Annotated in this window: 19 protein-coding genes; 12 read left to right on the top strand and 7 right to left on the bottom strand. The window is 39.0% G+C overall.

Annotated features, from left to right (window positions below; translation table 11 throughout):
• Positions 1-90: 90 nt before the first annotated feature.
• On the bottom strand, positions 91-1341 hold the full coding sequence (locus DX933_RS05790; protein ID WP_123315528.1) for a DNA polymerase IV: 1251 nt from the start codon (positions 1339-1341) through the stop codon (positions 91-93).
• A gap of 132 nt (positions 1342-1473) precedes the next feature.
• On the opposite strand from DX933_RS05790, the gene DX933_RS05785 reads away from it, so the two are divergent.
• On the top strand, positions 1474-2382 hold the full coding sequence (locus DX933_RS05785) for a Gfo/Idh/MocA family protein (RefSeq protein ID WP_123315527.1): 909 nt from the start codon (positions 1474-1476) through the stop codon (positions 2380-2382).
• Here DX933_RS05785 and DX933_RS05780 read toward each other — a convergent pair.
• Entirely contained in the window at positions 2313-2582 is a 270-nt protein-coding gene (locus DX933_RS05780; RefSeq protein ID WP_123315526.1) for a hypothetical protein, read from the bottom strand. The two genes, DX933_RS05785 and DX933_RS05780, sit on opposite strands and share 70 nt — an antisense overlap.
• A gap of 182 nt (positions 2583-2764) precedes the next feature.
• On the opposite strand from DX933_RS05780, the gene DX933_RS05775 reads away from it, so the two are divergent.
• Positions 2765-5536 (top strand): UPF0182 family membrane protein, encoded by a 2772-nt coding sequence (locus DX933_RS05775; RefSeq protein WP_123315525.1) that lies wholly within the window; start codon positions 2765-2767, stop codon positions 5534-5536.
• Between the two features lie 96 nt (positions 5537-5632).
• Here DX933_RS05775 and DX933_RS05770 read toward each other — a convergent pair whose 3' ends face one another.
• A complete protein-coding gene (locus DX933_RS05770; protein ID WP_123315524.1) occupies positions 5633-5785 on the bottom strand; it encodes an aspartyl-phosphate phosphatase Spo0E family protein in 153 nt (50 codons plus the stop codon).
• A gap of 308 nt (positions 5786-6093) precedes the next feature.
• Here DX933_RS05770 and argC point away from each other — a divergent pair, with 308 nt between their 5' ends.
• From argC to DX933_RS05750, 4 genes are read left to right on the top strand one after another with little or no spacing between them, the layout of a single operon-like run.
• Positions 6094-7131, top strand: a complete 1038-nt coding sequence (gene argC, locus DX933_RS05765; protein WP_123315523.1) for an N-acetyl-gamma-glutamyl-phosphate reductase — start codon at positions 6094-6096, stop codon at positions 7129-7131.
• 30 nt (positions 7132-7161) lie between these two features.
• Positions 7162-8388, top strand: a complete 1227-nt coding sequence (argJ, locus tag DX933_RS05760; protein WP_123315522.1) for a bifunctional ornithine acetyltransferase/N-acetylglutamate synthase — start codon at positions 7162-7164, stop codon at positions 8386-8388.
• Between the two features lie 11 nt (positions 8389-8399).
• Positions 8400-9176: an acetylglutamate kinase gene (gene argB / locus DX933_RS05755; protein WP_123315521.1), complete on the top strand. Its 777-nt coding sequence runs from the start codon at positions 8400-8402 to the stop codon at positions 9174-9176.
• A 1-nt stretch (position 9177) separates the two neighbouring features.
• Entirely contained in the window at positions 9178-10332 is a 1155-nt protein-coding gene (locus DX933_RS05750; RefSeq protein ID WP_123315520.1) for an acetylornithine transaminase, read from the top strand.
• Between the two features lie 44 nt (positions 10333-10376).
• Here the strand turns inward: DX933_RS05750 and DX933_RS05745 are convergent, their stop codons facing one another.
• The 3 genes from DX933_RS05745 to DX933_RS05735 form a co-directional block, all read right to left on the bottom strand.
• Positions 10377-11375 (bottom strand): inorganic phosphate transporter, encoded by a 999-nt coding sequence (locus DX933_RS05745; RefSeq protein WP_123315519.1) that lies wholly within the window; start codon positions 11373-11375, stop codon positions 10377-10379.
• A gap of 433 nt (positions 11376-11808) precedes the next feature.
• Complete coding sequence (locus DX933_RS05740; protein ID WP_123315632.1) at positions 11809-13365, bottom strand: flotillin family protein; 1557 nt, start codon at positions 13363-13365, stop codon at positions 11809-11811.
• Between the two features lie 87 nt (positions 13366-13452).
• On the bottom strand, positions 13453-13989 hold the full coding sequence (locus DX933_RS05735; protein ID WP_123315518.1) for a DUF1449 family protein: 537 nt from the start codon (positions 13987-13989) through the stop codon (positions 13453-13455).
• 276 nt (positions 13990-14265) lie between these two features.
• Here DX933_RS05735 and DX933_RS05730 point away from each other — a divergent pair, with 276 nt between their 5' ends.
• The 6 genes from DX933_RS05730 (at position 14266) to DX933_RS05705 (ending at position 20249) form a co-directional block, all read left to right on the top strand.
• Positions 14266-14841: a TetR/AcrR family transcriptional regulator gene (locus tag DX933_RS05730; protein WP_123315517.1), complete on the top strand. Its 576-nt coding sequence runs from the start codon at positions 14266-14268 to the stop codon at positions 14839-14841.
• Between the two features lie 173 nt (positions 14842-15014).
• Positions 15015-17396: a YhgE/Pip domain-containing protein gene (locus DX933_RS05725; RefSeq protein ID WP_123315516.1), complete on the top strand. Its 2382-nt coding sequence runs from the start codon at positions 15015-15017 to the stop codon at positions 17394-17396.
• Positions 17397-17711: 315 nt separating this feature from the next.
• A complete protein-coding gene (dacB, locus tag DX933_RS05720) occupies positions 17712-19094 on the top strand; it encodes a D-alanyl-D-alanine carboxypeptidase/D-alanyl-D-alanine endopeptidase (protein ID WP_123315515.1) in 1383 nt (460 codons plus the stop codon).
• Positions 19095-19225: 131 nt separating this feature from the next.
• Positions 19226-19483: a metal-sensitive transcriptional regulator gene (locus DX933_RS05715; RefSeq protein WP_123315631.1), complete on the top strand. Its 258-nt coding sequence runs from the start codon at positions 19226-19228 to the stop codon at positions 19481-19483.
• Positions 19484-19508: 25 nt separating this feature from the next.
• Positions 19509-19808: a rhodanese-like domain-containing protein gene (locus DX933_RS05710; protein WP_123315514.1), complete on the top strand. Its 300-nt coding sequence runs from the start codon at positions 19509-19511 to the stop codon at positions 19806-19808.
• Between the two features lie 87 nt (positions 19809-19895).
• Positions 19896-20249 (top strand): rhodanese-like domain-containing protein, encoded by a 354-nt coding sequence (locus DX933_RS05705; protein WP_223805879.1) that lies wholly within the window; start codon positions 19896-19898, stop codon positions 20247-20249.
• Positions 20250-20511: 262 nt separating this feature from the next.
• Here DX933_RS05705 and DX933_RS05700 read toward each other — a convergent pair whose 3' ends face one another.
• Positions 20512-21186, bottom strand: a complete 675-nt coding sequence (locus tag DX933_RS05700) for an RluA family pseudouridine synthase (protein WP_123315513.1) — start codon at positions 21184-21186, stop codon at positions 20512-20514.
• Positions 21187-21194: the final 8 nt, after the last annotated feature.

Genomic DNA, 21194 nt, shown 5'->3' with positions numbered 1-21194 from the left:
ACCAATTAAATATTTTTGGGGATGAGCGGGATTTTGTGTATGTCTAGCTACTATTATTTCACATGGTAGATCACATACGAATGATATATATTAAGCGTAATGTCCACCGATTTTCTTGCTTCTTTCCAAGGTAATACCAGCATCGGTATAGCTGGCAGCACGTAGAATGGAGGTCGCCCCATATTTATCACGAATCCGGTCCATGACAAAGCCAATATCTTTCTGCTTGGGACGATTATCAAATAAGTCTAATTGGGTCATACCATTTTCAAATAGGTGATCAAGGGTCACATAAACACGTCTAATCTTGCTTTCACCATCATAGAAGTTATCGAATAATTGCATGCAAACATGATACATATCCATGGTTATATTTGTTGGCAAATCAATGGATTTAGAGCGGCTAAATCCACCACCTGTTTCCTTGGCATAGCCAATACCGAGATGGATGGTTTTCCCGGCTTGATTCGCCGTACGCGCACGACGACAGGCTTCCTCACAGAGCTCTAAGATACAAACAGCGACCTCTTTTGCCGTGTAGTCACGTAACAAGGAAATACCATGGCCAAATCCTTTTTGTTCCGTTTTGGTAAAGTTTCCAAATACAGGGCTAAGGTCGATACCCCATGCATGCCAATACATCTGCTCTCCCATAATCCCAAATCTTTTTTTCAATTGTTTTTGATCAAATCGGGCTAACTGACCAAGTGTTATGATGCCCATTCCATTTAAGTTACGTTTCATTCTGCTACCAATACCCCAAATTTTTTCAATTGGAAAAGGCCATAATTTTTCTTGGACATCCTCGTATCGGCATTCCGCAATCCCAGACTTTTTGGCATGCAAATCCATGACGACCTTGGCAAGAAATTTATTATCTCCAATTCCAATGGAACAGGTTAATCCGAAGCTTTCCAAGATGTCCTGTTTGATAAGGGTGGCGATATGGTAAGGCGTGCCAAATAAATGCTCCAATCCATTGACAGTTACCCAAACCTCATCAATAGAATAAGGATGAATAGCCTCCTTTGGGGCATATTGATTCAAGAGTCTCGTTATTTCGATGGACATATGAAGATAGTCGGCCATATGGGCGGGAACAATAACGAGTTCCGGATCATCTGGCAGCTCGAAATATCGACTGACATTACTAATCCCATACTTGCTTTTGAGGGCAGGAGAAGCTGCTAATACGATACTGCCGGAGCGGTTTGGATCACCGACAACTGCAAGTAGAACGGTCATCGGATTATAGCCAAGCTTGACTGCTTCCACACTAGCATAAAAAGAACGCATATCAATGCATAGGACATCATGTCGTGGGTATGCTGTGTAATCCATCTGTGCAACCTCCCAATAATGATAGAACATTTGTTCCTATTATATGTATAGATTTAAAAAATATCAATGGAAAAAACACCCATAGAAAAAATAGCGTATAATCAAAGTACAGAATAAGTGGGAGATGATGAGATGAAAATAGGAATGATTGGTATCGGAGACATTGCTGCAAAGGCTTATTTACCTGTACTCACGCAAATGGAGGACGTAGAATTACATATTTGCACAAGAAAAGAAACAGTTTTGAAGAAAGTTGCTGCTAAATATAGAATTAGCCACACTTATCAGCATCTGGAAGACTTTCTGCAAAGTGGTGTGGAGGCTGTCTTTGTTCATACGGCAACAGACTCGCATGAGGAAATCATTGATCAACTGTTGGATCATCATATTCATGTTTATATAGATAAACCAATTACTTATGATGGGGAATCATCAACCAGACTGATAAAAAAAGCGGAAGAAAAAGGACTTTTGCTGATGGTGGGATTCAATCGCAGCTATGCACCACCGTACCAATTTTTAAAAGAAGTAAAAGAACCCAATATGGTACTTGTAGAAAAAAATCGTGCCAATCATCCAGATGATGCACGTACATTTATTTTTGACGATTTTATTCATGTCATTGATACGATGCTTCATTTGTTTCCATATCAGGTGGAAAACTACCGAATTCGGGGTGTCCAGCAAGATGGAAAGCTTTATCAAGTCACACTCCAATTGGAAACGAAAGAGGGGACAGCAATTGGAATCATGAATCGTGATGCGGGTACAACAGAGGAAAAAGCAAAGGTATTTAGCGCAGCAGAAACACGTGAAGTACATCATGTAAATGAGATGGTTATCCTGCGAGATAAAAATAGGTTTGTCCATGGTGGCGATGATTGGGAACCAACCTTAAAGAAAAGAGGATTTCATCACATTATATCGGCATTCTTGGATAAAGTACGGAGTCAAAATATTGTCGCTGCAGATTATACACGAGACTTGGAGCGACATTTGATTGCGGAACAAATTGTCCAAGCACTAGCAAAAAATAAATAAAAAAGAACATAAAAAGAATCGTTTTCCTGTTTACCTGGATAACGATTCTTATATTTTGTACGATATAATATATCTTTTTTTGTTTTCGTTTTTCTTGTTCGTAAATCAAACTGTGCATATGGGCTACGCATGATTTCTGGATTTAATCTTCCTTCACGGATCCGTTTTTCACGTATTTTTAACGCTTTAGATTTTGCCATCATAATCTCTCCTTTAAGCATGGTATGGTTTAGTATACAGGGGAACGCATAATTTGTTAAATGATTTAAGAAAATGAAGGGTAATTGAAACCTTTCATGGTCATGATACGTACAACGATAAGCAGGCATTTCCATTCATGATTTGTTATGATGGATGGGGAAGACACGAAGGGGGAGCTGTAATGGATTTTAGAAAAAATATACATAAAGACACAAGCAATATTATCAGTCCAAAACAATTTCAAAAGCTAAAGCGACTTGGAAGAAGACTTGCTATTATCGGTGGTTTCTTACTTTTATTATTAATTGTTGGACTGCTTTCTTTTAAATGGGTAACAGAATACATTTGGATGGACACACTTGGATTCGGAACGATATTTACAACGATTTTCTCAACGAAGATATTGTTGGGAGCGGCTGGATTCCTGCTTTTTGCAGTTACAGCATTTTTTACGTTGTATTGGATTAGACGTTCTTACATCAGTTATTTTGGCCCGAGGGAGCTGCCGCCTGTCATTTATAATCGCAAGCCTAGTAACTTAATTATGGCTGGAACGGCAATTATTATTGGTTTAATTGGCAGCAGTATTGTACAGGGCGTTGGTTGGGAGCCAACATTAAAGCTTCTCAATCATGCATCATTTCATAAAGCAGATCCGTATTTTAATATGGATATTTCCTTTTACATGTTTATTTTACCGTTCGTGCAGTTTATTGTTTATGTCCTATTAGGAATGGCAATTTTTTATTTATTGCTGGAAATTGGCGCCTATTCTGTTTTTAATATGTATCGAAAAAATAGAACGGCTCAGCTGCACTTAGGTATTACACTTGGAATCATTGGTATATTATTAGCAGGTATTCATGCACTGGCTCCTTATGAAACCTTATTGACAAACCATGTGAATATTTTTCAAAGCAGTGTCGTACATGGATTGAGTTATACAGATAAGATGATTAATATACCGAAAGCATATATCCTCGCAGCTGCGGCAATTATTGGCTCTTTGTGGATGATTATTGCATTGGTTCGCGGAAAACTGCAGATGATGGTTGTTCCTGTCATTATTTATTTTGGATTGATCATTCTCGGGCAGGGAGCCTCTGTAATTGTGCAAAGCTTTATTGTATCGCCGAATGAATTTTCCAAAGAAAGTCCGTATCTGGAGCATAATCTCTTGTTTACAAGAACGGCATATCAGTTGGATACCATCCAGGAAAAAGAACATCCAGGTAATTATTCACTGGATGAAGCAATGGTAGAAAGAAATAGCTTGACACTTGGAAACGTGCGGTTAAATGATGCACGTCCACTACTGGATATTTATAATCAGTTGCAAACGTTCAGAACTTATTATCAATTTAATGATATGGATATTGATCGTTATAAGATTGATGGGAAATATGAACAGGTATTTATTGGTGCTAGAGAATTAAGCACAGATGATTTGCCAGCACAGGCAAAGACATGGGTCAATCGCACACTCAGATATACGCATGGGTATGGTGTTGCAATGAGTCATGTAAATAAAGTTACCAGTCAGGGACAACCAGAATATATGATGAAGAATATCCCGGCTGAAGGGGTACTTGATGTGAAGCGTCCACAAATTTATTTTGGGGAAGAGCCATATCCAAACGTGATTGTTAATTCGAAGGTAGATGAATTTGATTACCCATCCGGTGATAAAAATATGTCCAATCGTTTTGAGGCAGACGGAGCGGGTATTCCATTAAAAGGTCTAAACCGTTTGTTATTCGCATTAGATGAGAAATCATTCCGGATTTTGGTATCTGATCAAATTACGAAAGACAGTCAACTTTTAGCTACACGTAATATTATGGATCGGGTAAAAAGAATTGCGCCATTCTTTGACTATGACAGTGATCCATACATTTTTGTACGTGAAGATGGAAGCCTGGCATGGGTCATTGATGCCTTCGTAAAGGCGGAGAACTATCCGTATTCGGAACCACATAAAAATAAAGAGAATTATATTCGTAACTCAGTGAAGGCCGTTGTAGATGCTTATACTGGAGAGGTTCATTTTTATATTGTAGATAAAGAGGATCCATTGTTACAGACATATCAAAATATGTTTCCTGAGTTATTAACCGAAGATATTCCAGAAGATGTTCAAAGTCATTTCCGCTATCCGGAACAGTTATTTAAGATTCAAGCAGGCATGTATGGAACGTATCATATGTCTAATTTAGAAATTTTCTATAATCGTGAGGATTTCTGGCAATTCCCAACAGAGAAGTATTTCAATAAGGATATTGAAATGAATCCATATTTCATCACAATGAAGCTACCAGAATACGATGAAGAAGAATTCATCCTTATGATGCCGTACACACCAAGAAAAAGGCAAAACATGATTTCCTGGATGGGAGTTAGAAATGACGGCGAACATTATGGCGAGATGTTCGTGTATCGTTTTCCAAAACAAAAAAATATCTATGGTCCACAACAAATTGAAAACCGAATCAACCAAGATAGTGTTATTTCTCAGCAGTTGAATTTATGGTCCCAAGGTGGATCTGAGGTAATTCGGGGTAATTTATTAGCCATTCCAATCGAAGATACAGTATTGTATGTGGAACCTGTATACATTGAATCATCTAATGAAACCTCTTTACCTGAGGTGAAACAGGTGATTATGGCTTATGAAGATCATATTGTAATGGAAGCAACCTTTGATGAAGCACTGGATAAAATATTAACCTTAATTGATCCAGCACATGAAGGGGAAAAGCCTGATAAGTCAGATCCAGATGATAAGGAACAGGGTAATGACAATGAGAGCGATCCAATCATAGGCGCTGAAGAAACTTTACGAGAACTGGCAGATCTATTTGATGCTTATCGTGATGCAATGGGTGCAGGTGATTGGCAAAAAGCTGGGGAAATAATGACCAAGATTGAAGCAAGATTAAATACAGTAGAATAATTTACGAAAAAACACCTCCGCAATTGCAGAGGTGTTTTTTCATTGCCTAAAAACAATTTAATACATCAATCATTCAGCTTATTTAGATAATCCATATTATTTATTGATAGCGTCCAATTTATTTAATAAAACATCCAATTCCTTGGATATCTCTAAAACAACATCGGAACTTTCATGATTTTGATAAGCTTCATACATTTTTTCTCTAAGCTGTTCGATTTTATGCTCTAGCTGTGCCTGCAAATCCAACTACCCTTCACCACTCCTTCGTGTAATCTCTTTAACTTATTAACCAAATTTAACAAAAACTAAACCTTTTTAACTATAAAATATGGTCAAATAGGCATATATTTGGAAAAAATATAATTTAATGGGCTGATTTTACCAATTTAGGATTATGTAAAATACATATATAATACATATTGATTTTGGACGAAAGGCTTATTTGGTGGCGTTTACATGTATGAAATATTATAAAAATTTATAAATATACTGTTGATTTTATTTTTATACAGTTTATAATAAATAAATCATTATCATTTTGGAGTGAGTATTCTATGAAAATAGCAATTATCGGGGCAACTGGATATGGTGGTGTTGAATTGATGCGGATTTTACAGCAACATCCGCATGCTAGCATTCATTCGATTCATTCATCTAGCAGTCATTCGGAATCAATCACCAATTATTATCCGCAGCTGCAGGGAATCACCACACTTGATTTGGAGCCTGCCAATATCGCCAAACTAGCAGAGGATGTTGATTGTATTTTTACCGCAACACCCTCAGGGGTATCTGCTAAATTAATCCCGGGTTTATTGGAACATCAGGTGAAAGTTATTGATTTATCCGGTGATTTTCGCTTACAGGATCCAACGAGTTATGAAACTTGGTATGGTAAGGAATCACCAGACCCCGCATATTTGCAACAAGCATTGTACGGACTTTCAGAATGGATTCCTCAAAACTTAACGAATGTTCAATTATTATCCAATCCGGGATGTTTCCCGACAGCTGTATTGCTCGGATTGGCACCCGTTATAAAAGAAAAATGGGTTTATGAAAACTCCATCATTATTGATGCGAAAACTGGTGTAAGTGGGGCTGGAAAAGGGCTTTCACAAGCAAGTCATTATGCGGAAACGAATGACAATTTTAAAATATATAAAGTCAATGCACACCAACATACACCGGAAATAGAACAACAATTATCACAATGGAATCCAGCGGCAGGAGCGGTAACCTTTACGACACATCTTGCGCCAATGACAAGAGGAATAATGGCAACCATGTATATGGAGGCAAAGGAAGACATCTCAATAGACGATATCATAACATTATATAAGGAAAATTATGAGCACAACCATTTCGTACGAATTAGGGATAAAGGTAGCTTTCCAAGTACGAAGGAAGTGTACGGATCCAACTTCTGTGATATTGGGCATGCGTATGATGAACGTACCAACCGTATCATGGTCGTATCTGTCATTGATAATCTTATGAAAGGAGCGGCAGGGCAAGCAGTACAAAATATGAATCGTATGTTTGGCTTGGATGAAACGACAGGTTTGGAATTCATACCTGTTTATCCATAATGGAAAAACAGAAAGGAGAGCTGATATGGCATGCTGACAACAAAGCAGAAATGTATAAAAAATGAGAAGGGTTCGATTGTAACACCGCAAGGCTTTCAAGTGTCAGGTCTGCACACGGGAGTAAAGCGAAAAAGAAATGATTTAGGAATGATTTATAGCGTACAACCGGCAAACGCGGCAGCCGTTTATACAACAAATGCCATACAGGCGGCTCCATTATTAGTGACAAAAACAAGTATTGCCAAGGAAGGAAAACTGCAGGCAGTGATTGTAAATAGTGGAAATGCAAATGCATGTACTGGTGATCAGGGAATGCATGATGCGTTGGACATGCAGAAGATGGTAGCTGACAAATGGAAGCTGAAAAACCATTATGTTGCCGTTGCTTCTACTGGAATCATTGGCTTGCATATGGACATGGATAAAATTGGATCTGGTATTGCTAAACTACAGCCTGGCACGAGAGCAACAGACGCTGCATCGTTTAATGAATCTATACTAACAACTGATTTACAGTCAAAATCGACATGCTATGAAACGATCATTGACGGTAAAAAGATAACAATGGCTGGATCTGCAAAGGGTTCTGGCATGATTGAACCCAATATGGCCACCATGCTTGGCTTTATTACGACAGATATTGCAATAGATCAGCAAGTACTACAAGAAACTTTACAGGAAATAACCGAAAAGACGTTTAACTGTATTACGGTAGACGGCGATACTTCAACCAACGATATGGTGCTTGTGATGGCAAATGGAATGGCAGAAAATAATCCATTAACGAAAGCACATCCTGATTGGGACGCATTTGTAGCGATGCTTGAATCTACTTGCGAGGATATGGCAAAAATGATTGCTAAAGATGGTGAAGGCGCGACTAAATTAATTGAAGTGGAAGTACACGGGGCAACAGATTCAGAGGACGCACGCAAGGTGGCTAAATCAGTTGTTGGGTCCTCACTTGTCAAAACAGCTGTATTTGGTTCAGATGCTAATTGGGGTAGGATTATTGCGGCCATTGGCTATAGTGGTGCAACAATTGATGTGCATAAAATTGATGCTGCAATTGGTCATATTACTTTACTGCATCAAAGCCAGCCTGTAGCTTTTTCAGAATCGGAGGCCTCAGCCTATTTGGAACAAGAGCATATCAAAATCGACATTGACTTGCATATGGGAGATGGAACTGGAAAAGCATGGGGCTGTGACTTGACCTATGATTATGTCCGTATCAATGCAAGCTATCGTTCGTAGGAGGGATATAATTGCGAAATATAATTGTTTTAAAATGCGGCGGCAGTACAGTTGGCGCCTTATCAGACCAATTTTATCATAGTATCGCAGCATTAAAGGAAGCGGGAATGCAACCCATTATCGTGCATGGTGGAGGACCCGAAATTAAAAAACAATTAAATCGTTTAAGTATAAAAAGTGAATTTGTCGATGGTTTGCGTCGAACAACCAAACCAATCATGGAATTAGTTGAAATGGTGTTAAGTGGCAAAGTAAATAAGGAAATCGTAAGAAAATTAACGAGCTGTGGTATCGCTGCTATCGGCCTTTCCGGTTCTGATGGGGCACTTTTAACGGCAACACCATTAGATTATGAACGCTATGGACTTGTTGGAAATGTAGATAAAGTCAATCAATCGTTCTTACTTTCCTTACTGGACTTAGGGATTGTGCCTGTTATTGCACCTATTGCGCCAGGTGAAGATGGGCGAACGTATAATATCAATGCTGATACAGCTGCCGGTGCAATAGCAAGAGAGCTTCGGGCAAAGCAGCTTGTATTTGTGACAGACGTCCCAGGAGTGATGAAAAAGGGTCAGCTGGTGGATTCCATTTCATCCGCAGCTGTTGAAAAAATGATTGATTCAGGCATTATTTACGGTGGGATGATTCCAAAGGTGAAAGCAGCCATTGCCAGCCTGCATGGCGGATTGAATGAAGCTGTTATTATGGATGGTAAAAATGGAAGATTAAGCGCTAATAATCAATGGTCTGGAACCATCATAAAAAAATCAATGGAGGTTGTTTAATATGTCTGGCTTATTTCCTACATACAACCGTTTCAATCTGTCCGTACAATCGGCAGAAGGAACGGCTGTTCAGGGGGAAGATGGGAAAACATATCTTGATTTTGGGTCGGGAATTGGGGTGTGTAATTTAGGCCATCGTCATCCGCAAGTAATGGCAGCTGTTGAGGAACAATTACAGCAATATTGGCATGTATCCAACTTGTATCATCAGCCAATTCAGCAGGAAGTAGCACAATGGCTTACAGACCATAGCAAGCTGGAACGTGTATTTTTTTGTAACAGCGGAGCAGAAGCAAATGAAGCCGCTATTAAGCTGGCAAGAAAAGCAACCGGAAAATCAAAAATTATTTCTTTTCACCAATCTTTTCACGGTCGTACCTTTGGATCCATGGCTGCAACAGGACAAGAAAAAATCCATGCAGGTTTTGGCCCTATGCTGGAATCCTTTGAGTACGCAATTTACAATGATTTAAAATCAGTGGTTTCATGTGTGGATCATCATACAGCAGCTATTATGATAGAACTTGTTCAAGGCGAAGGAGGAGTCATTCCAGCTGAACAAGCATTTATAACAGCTATAGAAAAGCTGTGCCAGGAGAATGATCTTCTGCTTATTATTGATGAAGTACAGACGGGCATCGGCAGAACGGGAACCAAATTTGCCTTTCAACAATACGATGTATCCCCAGATATTATCACGCTGGCAAAAGGGCTTGGTAATGGTTTTCCAGTGGGTGCAATGCTGGCCAAGGAACAGCTGGCAGAGGCTTTTGGACCTGGATCTCATGGTACAACATTTGGCGGAAATCCACTTGCAATGGCAGCAGCAAAGGCGGTACTTCAACATGTTTTTCAGGCTGATTTTTTGGAAGAAGTTAATGTCAAAGGGAAGTATCTGAAAGCTTGTTTGGAGGAGAAGCTCGGACAGCATTACCAAGTACGTGGTCAGGGATTAATGATTGGTATCGTATCTGATGCAGATATCTCATCCATGGTTCCAGAATTGATGACGAAAGGATTATTAGTACTTAGTGCTGGACCACATGTTATTCGACTATTGCCACCTTTAACCGTAAGTACAGACGAAATAGATATCGCAATACAATTATTAACAGAGGTACTTTTGCAGCAAACGGCGCTTACAGTCCAGAAATAATAACACCCCGAATAGTAAGATGGCTATTCGGGGTGTTATGCGTATCAGAGAAATAACTGAATGAAAAAGTAGAAAAGCGCTGCTAAAGTAGCAGAAATTGGTAATGTAATAACCCATGTAATCAACATACGTTGTGCAGTACCCCATTTAACTCCCTTTACCCGATGAGCAGAACCAACACCTAGAATCGAGGAAGAAATGACATGTGTGGTACTTACAGGCAAATGAATAAAAGTTGCCCCAAAAATGATGGCTGCACCTGTCACATCAGCAGCAACTCCATTAATAGGTCGGATTTTCATGATTTTTCCACCAACGGTTTTGATTATTTTCCAACCACCAATGGACGTACCAAGCCCCATAGCTAGTGCACAAATAAACTGTACCCATGTTTGGACATCATCAGAGGTTTGGTAATTGTTAACAATAAGTGCCATCGTAATAATTCCCATTGCTTTCTGTGCGTCATTTGTTCCATGAGAATAGGCCTGTAATGCGGCAGTGACCACTTGAATTTTACGGAAATTATTATTTGTCCGCGTCAGGTTATTATTGCGAAAGATTACCTTAAATATACTGTAAACAATAAAACCAACCCCAAAAGCAAGCAGTGGTGATATAAGTAGTGCTTGGATAATCGTTAGAAAACCACTGTAATTTAATGAACTGAAACCAGCTGCAGCAATTGCCGCGCCAGCAATGGACCCAATCAATGCATGGGAAGAGCTACTTGGGATTCCAAAATACCACGTAATTAAGTTCCAAGCTATTGCAGCTAGTAATGCCGCTAATATGACAATCGTACCGTTTTCCAGCTTAAATGGATCAACAATATCTTTTGTGATGGTTTTTGCAACCCCGGTAAAGGTCATAGCGCCAATAAAATTCATGACTGCAGCAAGTAAGACAGCTTGTCTCGGTCGTAAAGCTTTTGTAGAAACAGATGTTGCGATTGCATTGGCAGTGTCATGAAAGCCATTAATGAAATCAAAGGATACGGCGCATACTACAATTAAAATCGTCAAAATTAAAACGCTATCCATTCGGTCATACCCCTTGTTATAATTTTTCGAATGATGATATGTATAAGATTTGGAAACGCCTTTACTGGCTATATAGTGAAACTTCAATCCGTGGGGGTTTTCACACTTCCTCCACTTGCAATTCTTGTTGTCCACAAAAATTTTTGAAGTGGGGGCCTTGCAGCCAGTTAATCTGTGATAAAAAGACATGCTAGAGCTGAATGATAGGAGTGTAGCCAAAAGCTCATCCTGTATTTTTTTATCTTACCAAATGAGTATTCCAAATCTCATCGTTATGTGTCGTGAAATTTTAGCATAACGATATTAATATAGCGTATTTTGTCGATAAGGTATAGTCATTTTTAAAAAGTTAACGAAAAATTTACAAAGGAAATATTTTTGGCAAAAAAAACACCTCGGGAATCTCCCGAGGCTGTCTTGTTGGAAAATGATATTAGTCCTCCTGGCTGGAGGTAACTTCCTGTAATTCGTCACTGTTGACTGGATTTTCTTTTTCAAAGCGAGGGTTATCAAAGTCCATATCATTAAAAACTTTATTTTTTCCTGATATATTCTCTAATAATTCTCTCACATCGATACCAGAAGAGGCCTTAAGTGATTCCTGCAAGGAAGCCATTAAGTTGGTTGCATAACCTGTAACTTTATTAGCTCCACCATTTTCACCATTACCACCTGTATCAACGACTGTAATTTGATCAATGTTACCAAGAGGGCTTGCAACTTCCTTCGCATATTCTGGTAGCATCTTCATCACCATATCGAGTACGGCAGCCTGACCAAATTGATCAAATGCTTCTGCAATCTTACGTTTTGCTTCAGCTTCAGCAAGACCTTTCAAACGAATGATTTCTGCTTCAGATTCACCTTGGGCACGCTGCGCATCTGCTTTTGCCAGACCATCAACACGGACTCTTTCTGCATCTGCCTTCGCTTGTGATTCGATGCGATATTGATTGGCATCCGCTTCAGCAAATTGTTTTGCTTTTTCTGCAATGGCTGCTTGCTCCACAGCATAGCGATCTGCATCTGCTTTTTTCTTCACTTCGGAGTCATATTGTCTTTCACGACGTTGAATCTCTTTTTCTTCCAATTCAATTTGCTTTTGTCTTTCAACAATTTTAATTTGCATTTCTTGCTCAGTTACCTCTTGTTTTGCACGAGCAGTTTCCAAATCATATGCCTGGTCTGCACGGGCTTTTGCAATGTCCTGTTCCCGACGATATTCAGCTGTTTTTAATTGATTTTCTTTTTCAGCCTCGGCAATTTCAGTAGCACGTTCCAATTCGGAGCGTTGTGCATCCTTGGATGCCTCCGCCTGTTTGATTCGTGTCTCTTTATCTGCTTCTGCCATCGCAATATCTGCGTCGCGTTTTACTTGGGCAATTCGCGGTTTTCCTAGTGAATCTAAATAACCGTTTTTGTCTCTTACGTCTTTAATGGTAAATGAAACAATAACAAGTCCCATTTTAGCGAGGTCCTGAGAGGCAACTCGCTGCACTTCCTGGGAAAATTTATCACGATTTTTATAAATTTCTTCCACTGTCATGGAACCAAGGATAGAGCGAAGATGACCTTCCAATACTTCCTTTGCTTCATTCTCACGGTCTGCTTTCGACTTACCTAAAAACTGTTCGGCTGCTGTAGCAATCTCACCAATGGAACCACCAATTTTAATGATTGCTGTTCCGTCGGCCATTACTGGAACGCCCTGTTCCGTGTAAACCTCTGGCGTTGTAACATCTAATTTACTAGATAATAAGCTCAGTGGCTCCGCTTGTTGAAATACAGGAAGTACAAAGGTACCACCACCACGGATAATTTTAATTTTATTTCCTGACTCATCCGTATGTACATTTTTCCCTCCCAAATAACTACCTGTAACGATTAAGGCTTCATCTGGTCCTGCGGTGCGGTATTTCGTAATAAATACAGTGATTAGTGCAATAATGAGAAAAACAACAATTGCAATAACAATACCTACACCACCCATTAAGCTTTCCAACATATGTGTTCCCCCTTTGAATAGTAATAAATTTATTAAAATACTAGCCTATATTGGTTAGTAATTTAACCATGATCATACTTCATCTAACTCATCTTCATAAACTTCTACATAGAGCACACCATGAATTACATCTAGTATTAAGACTTGTTTTCCCTCTGAAATCGGTTGTTTTTCATAGCTAACAGCTGGCTTCGAGATTCTCCCCATCTTACTATCAATCAGTACCTCTCCATAGCCGTCTTCCGGAATCGGGATAATAATCCGTCCCACACGTCCTTTAAGCGATTCTTCCGTGTAACTAAGTGATTCTTCTGCAGAAGCCATCGGAATCAGCACAAATACATTAAGTAAGGTAACCAGTATAAAGCCAAGTACTGCAGCGATGATGATAATTAAAACACTGGAAAAGGAAGTAATCTGTTCAAGTATGTAGCCAGCAGCAGAGAAAAATGTAATAAAAGATAGGATGAGAACTGGGTTAAGAAAACCCGCTACTTCGCCAATACCTTCAAGTACATCCCCAAAGAACAGATATAAAACTGTAATGATACCTGAAGCAATTAATAAAATAAGATAAATGGTTTCTATAGGTGTACCAAAAATAATCATCAATCGACACCCGCTTTCTAAATTTATTAGCTACCTTATAGTACGTGACAGGTTGCCATTTGGTTTCGTATTATTATAAATACCTATATATAAACTATACGTTAAATAGTAATAATTTTCATTATATTTTTGTAGCAGCTCGTATAAGTACTCAATTCGAAATGAACGGTGTGTTAAAAATCATATTGATTGACGATATAAATGATGCGTGCTATATTTTAGGATATAAATTGACCAAATTACTAAATTAGTCAATTGGTAATAAGGAGGGATGAAATGGCGATAAAAGATAAGAGACAATTAATCATCGAAGCCGCAACTGAATCGTTTTCTTTATTTGGGTATAAGGCGACAACGATGGATCAGGTTGCAAGACTTGCAAATGTAGGGAAAGGCACCATTTATACATTTTTTGAGAATAAAGAAGAATTATTTAATGAAATCGTCAATACGTTAATTTCAGAGATGAAGCGTGTAGCAGAAAGTACATTAGATAGTGATAAACGTTTTTTTGAACAAACCAACCATGTTTTATATAAAATACTGGAATTTAGAAAGCAGCATCAATTAACGATTAAGTTATTTCAAGAAGGCAGAGACATGGGCACTCCGGAAGTTATTGGTTTTATGCAGCGCTTTGAGCATACGATAATAGCTTATATTAAAGAATTATTGCAGAAAGCTATTGATAAAGGCGAAATAAAGCAATGTGATCCAGAGTTAACCGCATTTGTCATGCTGAAATTATACAAATCATTAATTTTTGATTGGGAATTAAGCAGGGACCCATTGGAGAAAGAAGAAATCATTCGTTTATTTGATTTATATTTCTTCGAAGGATTGTCAATCTGATAATCCTTTATTTTTCTCTTAAAGTGACCAAATGGTTGTTTTGGTCATTGGTTCTATCGGGGTATCATTTTTATCACAGATTAACTGGCTTGTTCAACTAACAATCCGTGGGGGAAGTGTGAAAACCCCACGGATTGAAGTTTCACTATATAAGTAATGGAGGAATTTTTGGGATGAAAGATAGAATGATATTTTCTGAGTGGAAAAAAATGTTAACGAATAAAAAAATACTAATTCCAGTAATTGCGGTCATTTGCGTACCAATTCTATATGCTGGTATGTTTCTATGGGCATTTTGGGATCCATATGACCATTTACAAGACCTTCCAGTTGCAGTTGTGAATGAGGATGAAGGGGCAAATTATGAAAATGAGCAGCTTCAGCTGGGAGATGAATTGGTTGATAAATTGAAAGACTTGGATGAATTTGGCTTTGAATTTGTTTCTAAGAAAAAAGCTTTCCAGGCATTAGAAAACGAAGAATATTATATGGTCGTGGAAATACCTAAAGAATTTTCAAAGAATGCAACAACACTTATGGATGAACATCCAAAAAAACTGACACTAAATTATGTGCCAAATGAGAGTTATAACTTTCTATCATCACAAATTGGTGAAACAGCTATGAATGAAATTAAAGCTGCTATTTCCAAAGAAGTTACAGCAACATATGCTGAAACAGTATTTGATAATGTGGAAACAATGGCCAATGGCTTCAAACAAGCAAGTGACGGAGCGGAAGAGCTAGATGGTGGTGCATCCGAATTAAAAGATGGTAACCAACAGTTGGAGAAAAGCCTGCGTTTATTTGCAGATCAATCGATAGAATTTCAAGCCGGTATGACGAATGCAGATGAAGGTACGAAAACATTAACGGCAGGTACAAGCGAGCTTCAAACCGGTTTGCATCAGTTAACCGATGCAAATGGAGAACTGTTACAGGCATCCGGACAAGTGGAGAAAGGGGCTTCAGATTTACAAGCCGGTATTACTGCAGCCAATAATGGTGTACAAACAATCAGTAAAAACATACCTGAGCTGCAAGCTGGTACAGAGCAAGTAGCAAATGGATTAGGACAATTACAGCAAGAGCTGCCAAGTCAACTCGCTGGCTCTATTCAGCAGCAGCTGAATGAACAAACAAATCAGCTGTTTGCTGGTATGAATCAGTTAGAGAATGAGTTAACGAAACAATTGTCAGCTGGTATAGGTGAACAAATTGCTGGACAACAAGAACAGCAAATGAACCAACTTTTTGAAGTGCTGCTTGCAAATGGAGTCGATCCAGCGCTCGTTAATCAAATAAAAGAGCAAATAGCGACAAAAATACCTTCCAAGGATGAACAAATTGCACAGCTTGAACAAGGTATAGGTGCCGGTTTACAGACTGGTTTTTCGACTTTTAGGTCAGAGGCAGAACAAAAACTATCAAACGCAACAGCTGGACTACCGGACCAAATCCAAGCAGGAACAGCATCTAGTTTTGATCAGCTCCTAGCAGGATTAGGTGCTATTCAAGATGGTCAACATGCTTTAAATAAAGGAATGGCAGACTTACAATCGGGTATGGAGGAGCTGACTACTGGCAGCAGCCAACTCGTTTCCGGCCAACACACCTATCAGCAAAGCATGTCCTTGTTTAATCAAAAGCTAAAAGAGGCAGCAACTGGTAGTAATGAATTAACAGCTGGTGCGGTGGCATTAAACAGTGGTATGAATCAGCTTTCGGATGCAACAGGAAAATTGGTAACTGGTGCTGATCAATTAGCTGCCGGATCAACCGATTTAGCTGAAGGCTCTGTCGCATTGAAAGATGGAATGAATGAATTACATCAGAAGCTTGGCGAAGCTGCAGATGAAGCAGGAGCAGTAGAAGCAAATCAAGAAACGTATGATATGATGGGCGAGCCGGTACTTGTTGAAAAAAATGAAATAAATGAAGTGCCGAATTATGGTACTGGATTTGCACCATATTTTATCTCATTGGGATTATTTGTTGGGTCTTTATTGATAACCATTGTTTATCCATTATATGAACCTGCCATGAAGCCTAAAAATGGCTGGTCCTGGTTCTTGGGGAAATTCAGTGTGCTTACAGTGGTTGGTATTTTTCAGGCGTTGTTGGTCGATGCCATATTGATATTCGGACTTGGCCTGGAGGTACAGAGCTTACCATTATTTATTCTAGTATCTATTTTAACAAGTCTTACATTTATGACGTTAATTCAATTTTTGGTCACTTGGTTTGGTGATCCGGGTCGTTTTGTGGCAATTTTGATTCTGATTATGCAGCTAACGACAAGTGCAGGAACGTTCCCATTGGAATTAATTCCTAAGGTATTGCAGCCGGTAAATGCCGTTCTTCCCATGACGTATACAGTACAAGCGTTTAAAGCGGTTATTTCAAGTGGGAACTGGGACGCTTTGATGTCACCATTTACGTACTTGTTGGGTAGTATTGCATTGTGCAGCTTATTGACGTTAAGCTACTTTTTACTTAAAAATAAGAAATGGAGCGTAAATCCTGTCCTGAAACAGGAAAGGGTTTCAAATTAAAGATTTATTCATTCGATAATTACAAAGAAATAGGTTGAAGAGGCTGCAGTCTGGTATTCATGTTTGGATACGAGACTGCAGTTTTTTGATGATTACTGTTCAGCCGAATCGTGGTTTCAATCGTACATGTTTTTTAATATTGGTTTTGTTATATTTTATTGTTGAAATAGGTTAAAAATTAGGGCTGGAACAAAACCCAGGGAAACACGACAAAAAGAGTTTCAGTAAATGGATTTTTGTAAAAGAAAAAAGGTATTTGCCGTCTTTTGCCGAATCTTGATATAAACATGATGAAAGTTAAAGGGGTTAGGTGGATTGAAAAACGACATGTTAGCAAAACATCTGGAAGCATTTATCGCAAATCACGGAACATTGGACGGTGCACTTACTGGAGTAAGTATTCGATTGGCAAGTTCTGGGGAGTTATGGTATGGACATCATCATCAAACTAGATTTCGACCAGCGTCTAATATGAAACTATTAACTGCCGCCGCAGCATTGGAAAAGCTGGGAGAGGACTATCGGTTTTCCACTGAAGTTTGGGTGAACGGAACGGTTGAAAACAATAGTTTAGATGGTGACTTATATGTGAAAGGGAAGGGGGATCCAACCTTGCTTCCACAGGATTTATCTTCAATTGTTGAAAGTATTCAAGAGCAGGGGATCCATTCCATTACAGGTAATCTTTACGTAGATGATACTTGGTATGATGATGTTCGATTGTCTCCCGATCTTACCTGGAGTGATGAGACATTTTATTATGGGGCACAAATTTCTGCCTTTACGATTTCTCCGACGACAGATTTTGACACGGGATCTGTTTGCATTGAAATTGTCCCTGGAAAAGCACCAGGAGAGCTAACAAGCATGATCATTCAACCAGAGACGAATTACGTTGAAATTGTAAACCAGGTGATAACTGCGGGACCGGGAGGAGAAGCGGATATTATTTCGGAAAGGGTACATGGTGGAAATGTGGTCTATATTAACGGAACGATACCGGCTGATTCTGAACCAGCTAAGGAGTGGATTGCTGTTTGGGACCCTACTTTATATGCTTTTGATTTTTTTAAACAGGCATGGAAGCGTGCTGATATTCATTGGACTGGGCAGGGGCAGTCTGCTCAAGTACCTTCCACCGCAAGGTTAATCTATACGAATAAATCAATGCCGCTTTCTAAAATCTTAATTCCGTTTATGAAACTAAGTAATAATGGTATTGGTGATATACTTGTGAAAGAAATGGGTCGCCAATTTTTAGGGGAAGGTAGCTGGGATAAGGGGTTAGAAGTGGTACACGAAGCACTAACTGATATTGGTGTTCCTACGGAGTCTATTATTATTCGGGATGGTTCAGGAATTTCACATGCAACATCTATTTCACCGGATTTTTTATCAATGTTGCTATATCAAGTCCAGGATAAACCCTGGTACGATGTGTTTTTACATTCCCTTCCAGTTGCCGGGCATAAAGATCGTATGACAGCTGGTACATTGCAGGAACGAATGGAAAAATTGGACGTAAAAGCAAAAACAGGTACTATATTTGGAGTTAGCACATTATCTGGCTACCTGCGTACGAAATCCAATCAAGCCATTATTTTTTCATTGATGCTTAATTACTTGATGGATGAGGAAGCCGGACCTGATGTATTAGATGAAATGGTTCAAATCATTTCTGAGCATGAATTTGATTAATAGCAATCCATCATTACCCTTTATCATGCAGATAAGGGGTAATTATTTTATTTGACAACATACCTACCGGGGTATAAAATGTAACAGGTTAGACTTTGAGTATGCATGTTGTGGGGGTGGGGTGGTTGGATATGGAGTATGATGCGCTCGTTAAGAACAGAATGAAGCGAATAGAAGGACAGCTACGCGGTGTGATACGTATGATGGACGAAAATAAATCATGTCGTGATGTCATTACTCAAATGTCTGCTGTGAGAAGTGCACTTGATCGAACGGCGGCAATCATCGTAAGTCAGAACCTGGAACAATGTATTCGGAATTCAAAAGATGATAATGACTCGGAACAGCTGATTAAGGAAGCCGTCAACCTGCTTGTGAAGAGCAGATAAAAATATGTGTTGGAGGAATGAATTTATGAAGGAAATTACAGCAGATCAATTAGCAACAAAGGTAGAAGCTGGAGAAACACTGCATATTATTGACGTACGTGAGGATATTGAGGTTGCTCAAGGAATGATTCCTGGTGCAAAACATATTCCACTAGGAGAGCTTGCAGATGCTATGAGCGATTTGGATACATCCAAACATTACTATATGGTTTGCCGCTCAGGAGGTAGAAGTGGACAAGCATGTAAATTATTACAGGAAAACGGTTATGATGTAACAAATATGGCAGGCGGTATGTTGGAGTGGGAAGGCGAATTGGAATTCTAATATAGGGGATGGATTAATCTATCTCTAATCAAATATGATTCGCTTGAGCTTCAAATACCTTAATTGGTATTTGTGGAGGTGAAAAACGTGATTAAATGGATCATTATTCTGTTATTTGTTGGTATTGTAATCAGTCGGATTTTGCCAGCAAAGGGGGTAGATTCCCGGACACCACAAGAAATACAAACGATGCTTGAAGACAAAGATATTCAGTTTATAGATGTTCGGACACCAGGAGAATTTGCCCAGCTTCATCAAAAACCATTTCGAAATATTCCTTTGGCAGAGCTTTCTAAACGAATGGGAGAGTTAGACCAGGATAAGGAAGTAGTATTAATATGTCAGACGGGTATGCGAAGTATGCAAGCAGCAAAAAAATTAAAGAAAAATGGATTTAAGAAAATCACAAACGTACATGGTGGTATGAGTAGCTGGATTTAAAAAACTCCCACTGATTGAAGTTTCACTTTATCACAGATTAACTGGCTGTAAGCCCCCCTACAAGAATTTTTGTTGATAAGAGGAATTGTAAGTGGGGTATCAACAGCCAGTAAAGGCCTGATTGGTTCAACTAACAATCAGTGGGGAAGGGCGTGAACTCCCACTGATTGAAGTTTCACTTTATAAGTAGGACAACATGCGGGGTTATTGCAGGTTGTCCTTTTTTTCTGTCATTAGATGAAAACGTCAAAATGACAAGGAATTAAATGGTAAAATACTGCCATGGCTGATGCTGTGGAGGCAGGCATTGAAATTCCAGCCATTCTTTCGTTGTTGGATGCTCCAAGCCAAGTCGATGTGCCCAGAGTGCAATTTGCTGGCCTGGTTTATTGTATTTACTGCCATATTTTTGATCACCGTAAAGTGGTGTCCCAGTTTCAGCAAGCTGTACACGAATTTGATGGGAGCGCCCAGTATGTAATGTAACCGCAAGCAGTCCTAATGCGTTTTGTTTGTCCAGGACCTCATACGTCAATGCTGCTTTTTTTGCTTGTTTATGTTTTGAAGACACTGCATGTACGATGTTTTTTTGTTGATCTTTATACAAAAAATGCTCTAAACGCGCTGATTGTTGTGATGGAGCACCTCTTGTTACTGCCAAATAGCTTCGATTAAAGTTACCACGACGAATGGAATCAGAAAGTCTAGAAGCTGCTTTAGACGTTTTGGCAAAAACCATGACACCACCGACAGGGCGATCTAATCGATGCACGAGCCCTAAATATACATTTCCCGGCTTTTGATAGCGAATTTTAATACCCTGCTTTAGAATGGTTAGGATATCCATATCACCTGAATGATCTGCTTGAACCGGAATATTAACTGGTTTTTCAACAACAAGCAGGTGATTATCCTCATAAATAATATTTATTTTCATAACAAATA

It is taken from the genome of Ornithinibacillus gellani (assembly GCF_003730295.1).
In the GTDB taxonomy this organism is placed as follows: Bacteria; Bacillota; Bacilli; order Bacillales; family Amphibacillaceae; genus Ornithinibacillus_A; species Ornithinibacillus_A gellani.
This window is presented reverse-complemented; position numbering and strand designations above follow the sequence as displayed.

Coding starts and splice junctions, on each gene's coding strand:
- DX933_RS05715 (WP_123315631.1), top strand. CDS start 19,226: ATGGAGTATGATGCGCTCGTTAAGAACAGAATGAAGCGAATAGAAGGA.
- DX933_RS05700 (WP_123315513.1), bottom strand. CDS start 21,186: ATGAAAATAAATATTATTTATGAGGATAATCACCTGCTTGTTGTTGAA.
- DX933_RS05775 (WP_123315525.1), top strand. CDS start 2,765: ATGGATTTTAGAAAAAATATACATAAAGACACAAGCAATATTATCAGT.
- DX933_RS05785 (WP_123315527.1), top strand. CDS start 1,474: ATGAAAATAGGAATGATTGGTATCGGAGACATTGCTGCAAAGGCTTAT.
- DX933_RS05735 (WP_123315518.1), bottom strand. CDS start 13,989: ATGATTATTTTTGGTACACCTATAGAAACCATTTATCTTATTTTATTA.
- DX933_RS05750 (WP_123315520.1), top strand. CDS start 9,178: ATGTCTGGCTTATTTCCTACATACAACCGTTTCAATCTGTCCGTACAA.
- DX933_RS05725 (WP_123315516.1), top strand. CDS start 15,015: ATGAAAGATAGAATGATATTTTCTGAGTGGAAAAAAATGTTAACGAAT.
- DX933_RS05790 (WP_123315528.1), bottom strand. CDS start 1,341: ATGGATTACACAGCATACCCACGACATGATGTCCTATGCATTGATATG.
- argJ (WP_123315522.1), top strand. CDS start 7,162: ATGCTGACAACAAAGCAGAAATGTATAAAAAATGAGAAGGGTTCGATT.
- DX933_RS05745 (WP_123315519.1), bottom strand. CDS start 11,375: ATGGATAGCGTTTTAATTTTGACGATTTTAATTGTAGTATGCGCCGTA.
- DX933_RS05710 (WP_123315514.1), top strand. CDS start 19,509: ATGAAGGAAATTACAGCAGATCAATTAGCAACAAAGGTAGAAGCTGGA.
- DX933_RS05730 (WP_123315517.1), top strand. CDS start 14,266: ATGGCGATAAAAGATAAGAGACAATTAATCATCGAAGCCGCAACTGAA.
- DX933_RS05780 (WP_123315526.1), bottom strand. CDS start 2,582: ATGGCAAAATCTAAAGCGTTAAAAATACGTGAAAAACGGATCCGTGAA.
- DX933_RS05740 (WP_123315632.1), bottom strand. CDS start 13,365: ATGGGTGGTGTAGGTATTGTTATTGCAATTGTTGTTTTTCTCATTATT.
- argC (WP_123315523.1), top strand. CDS start 6,094: ATGAAAATAGCAATTATCGGGGCAACTGGATATGGTGGTGTTGAATTG.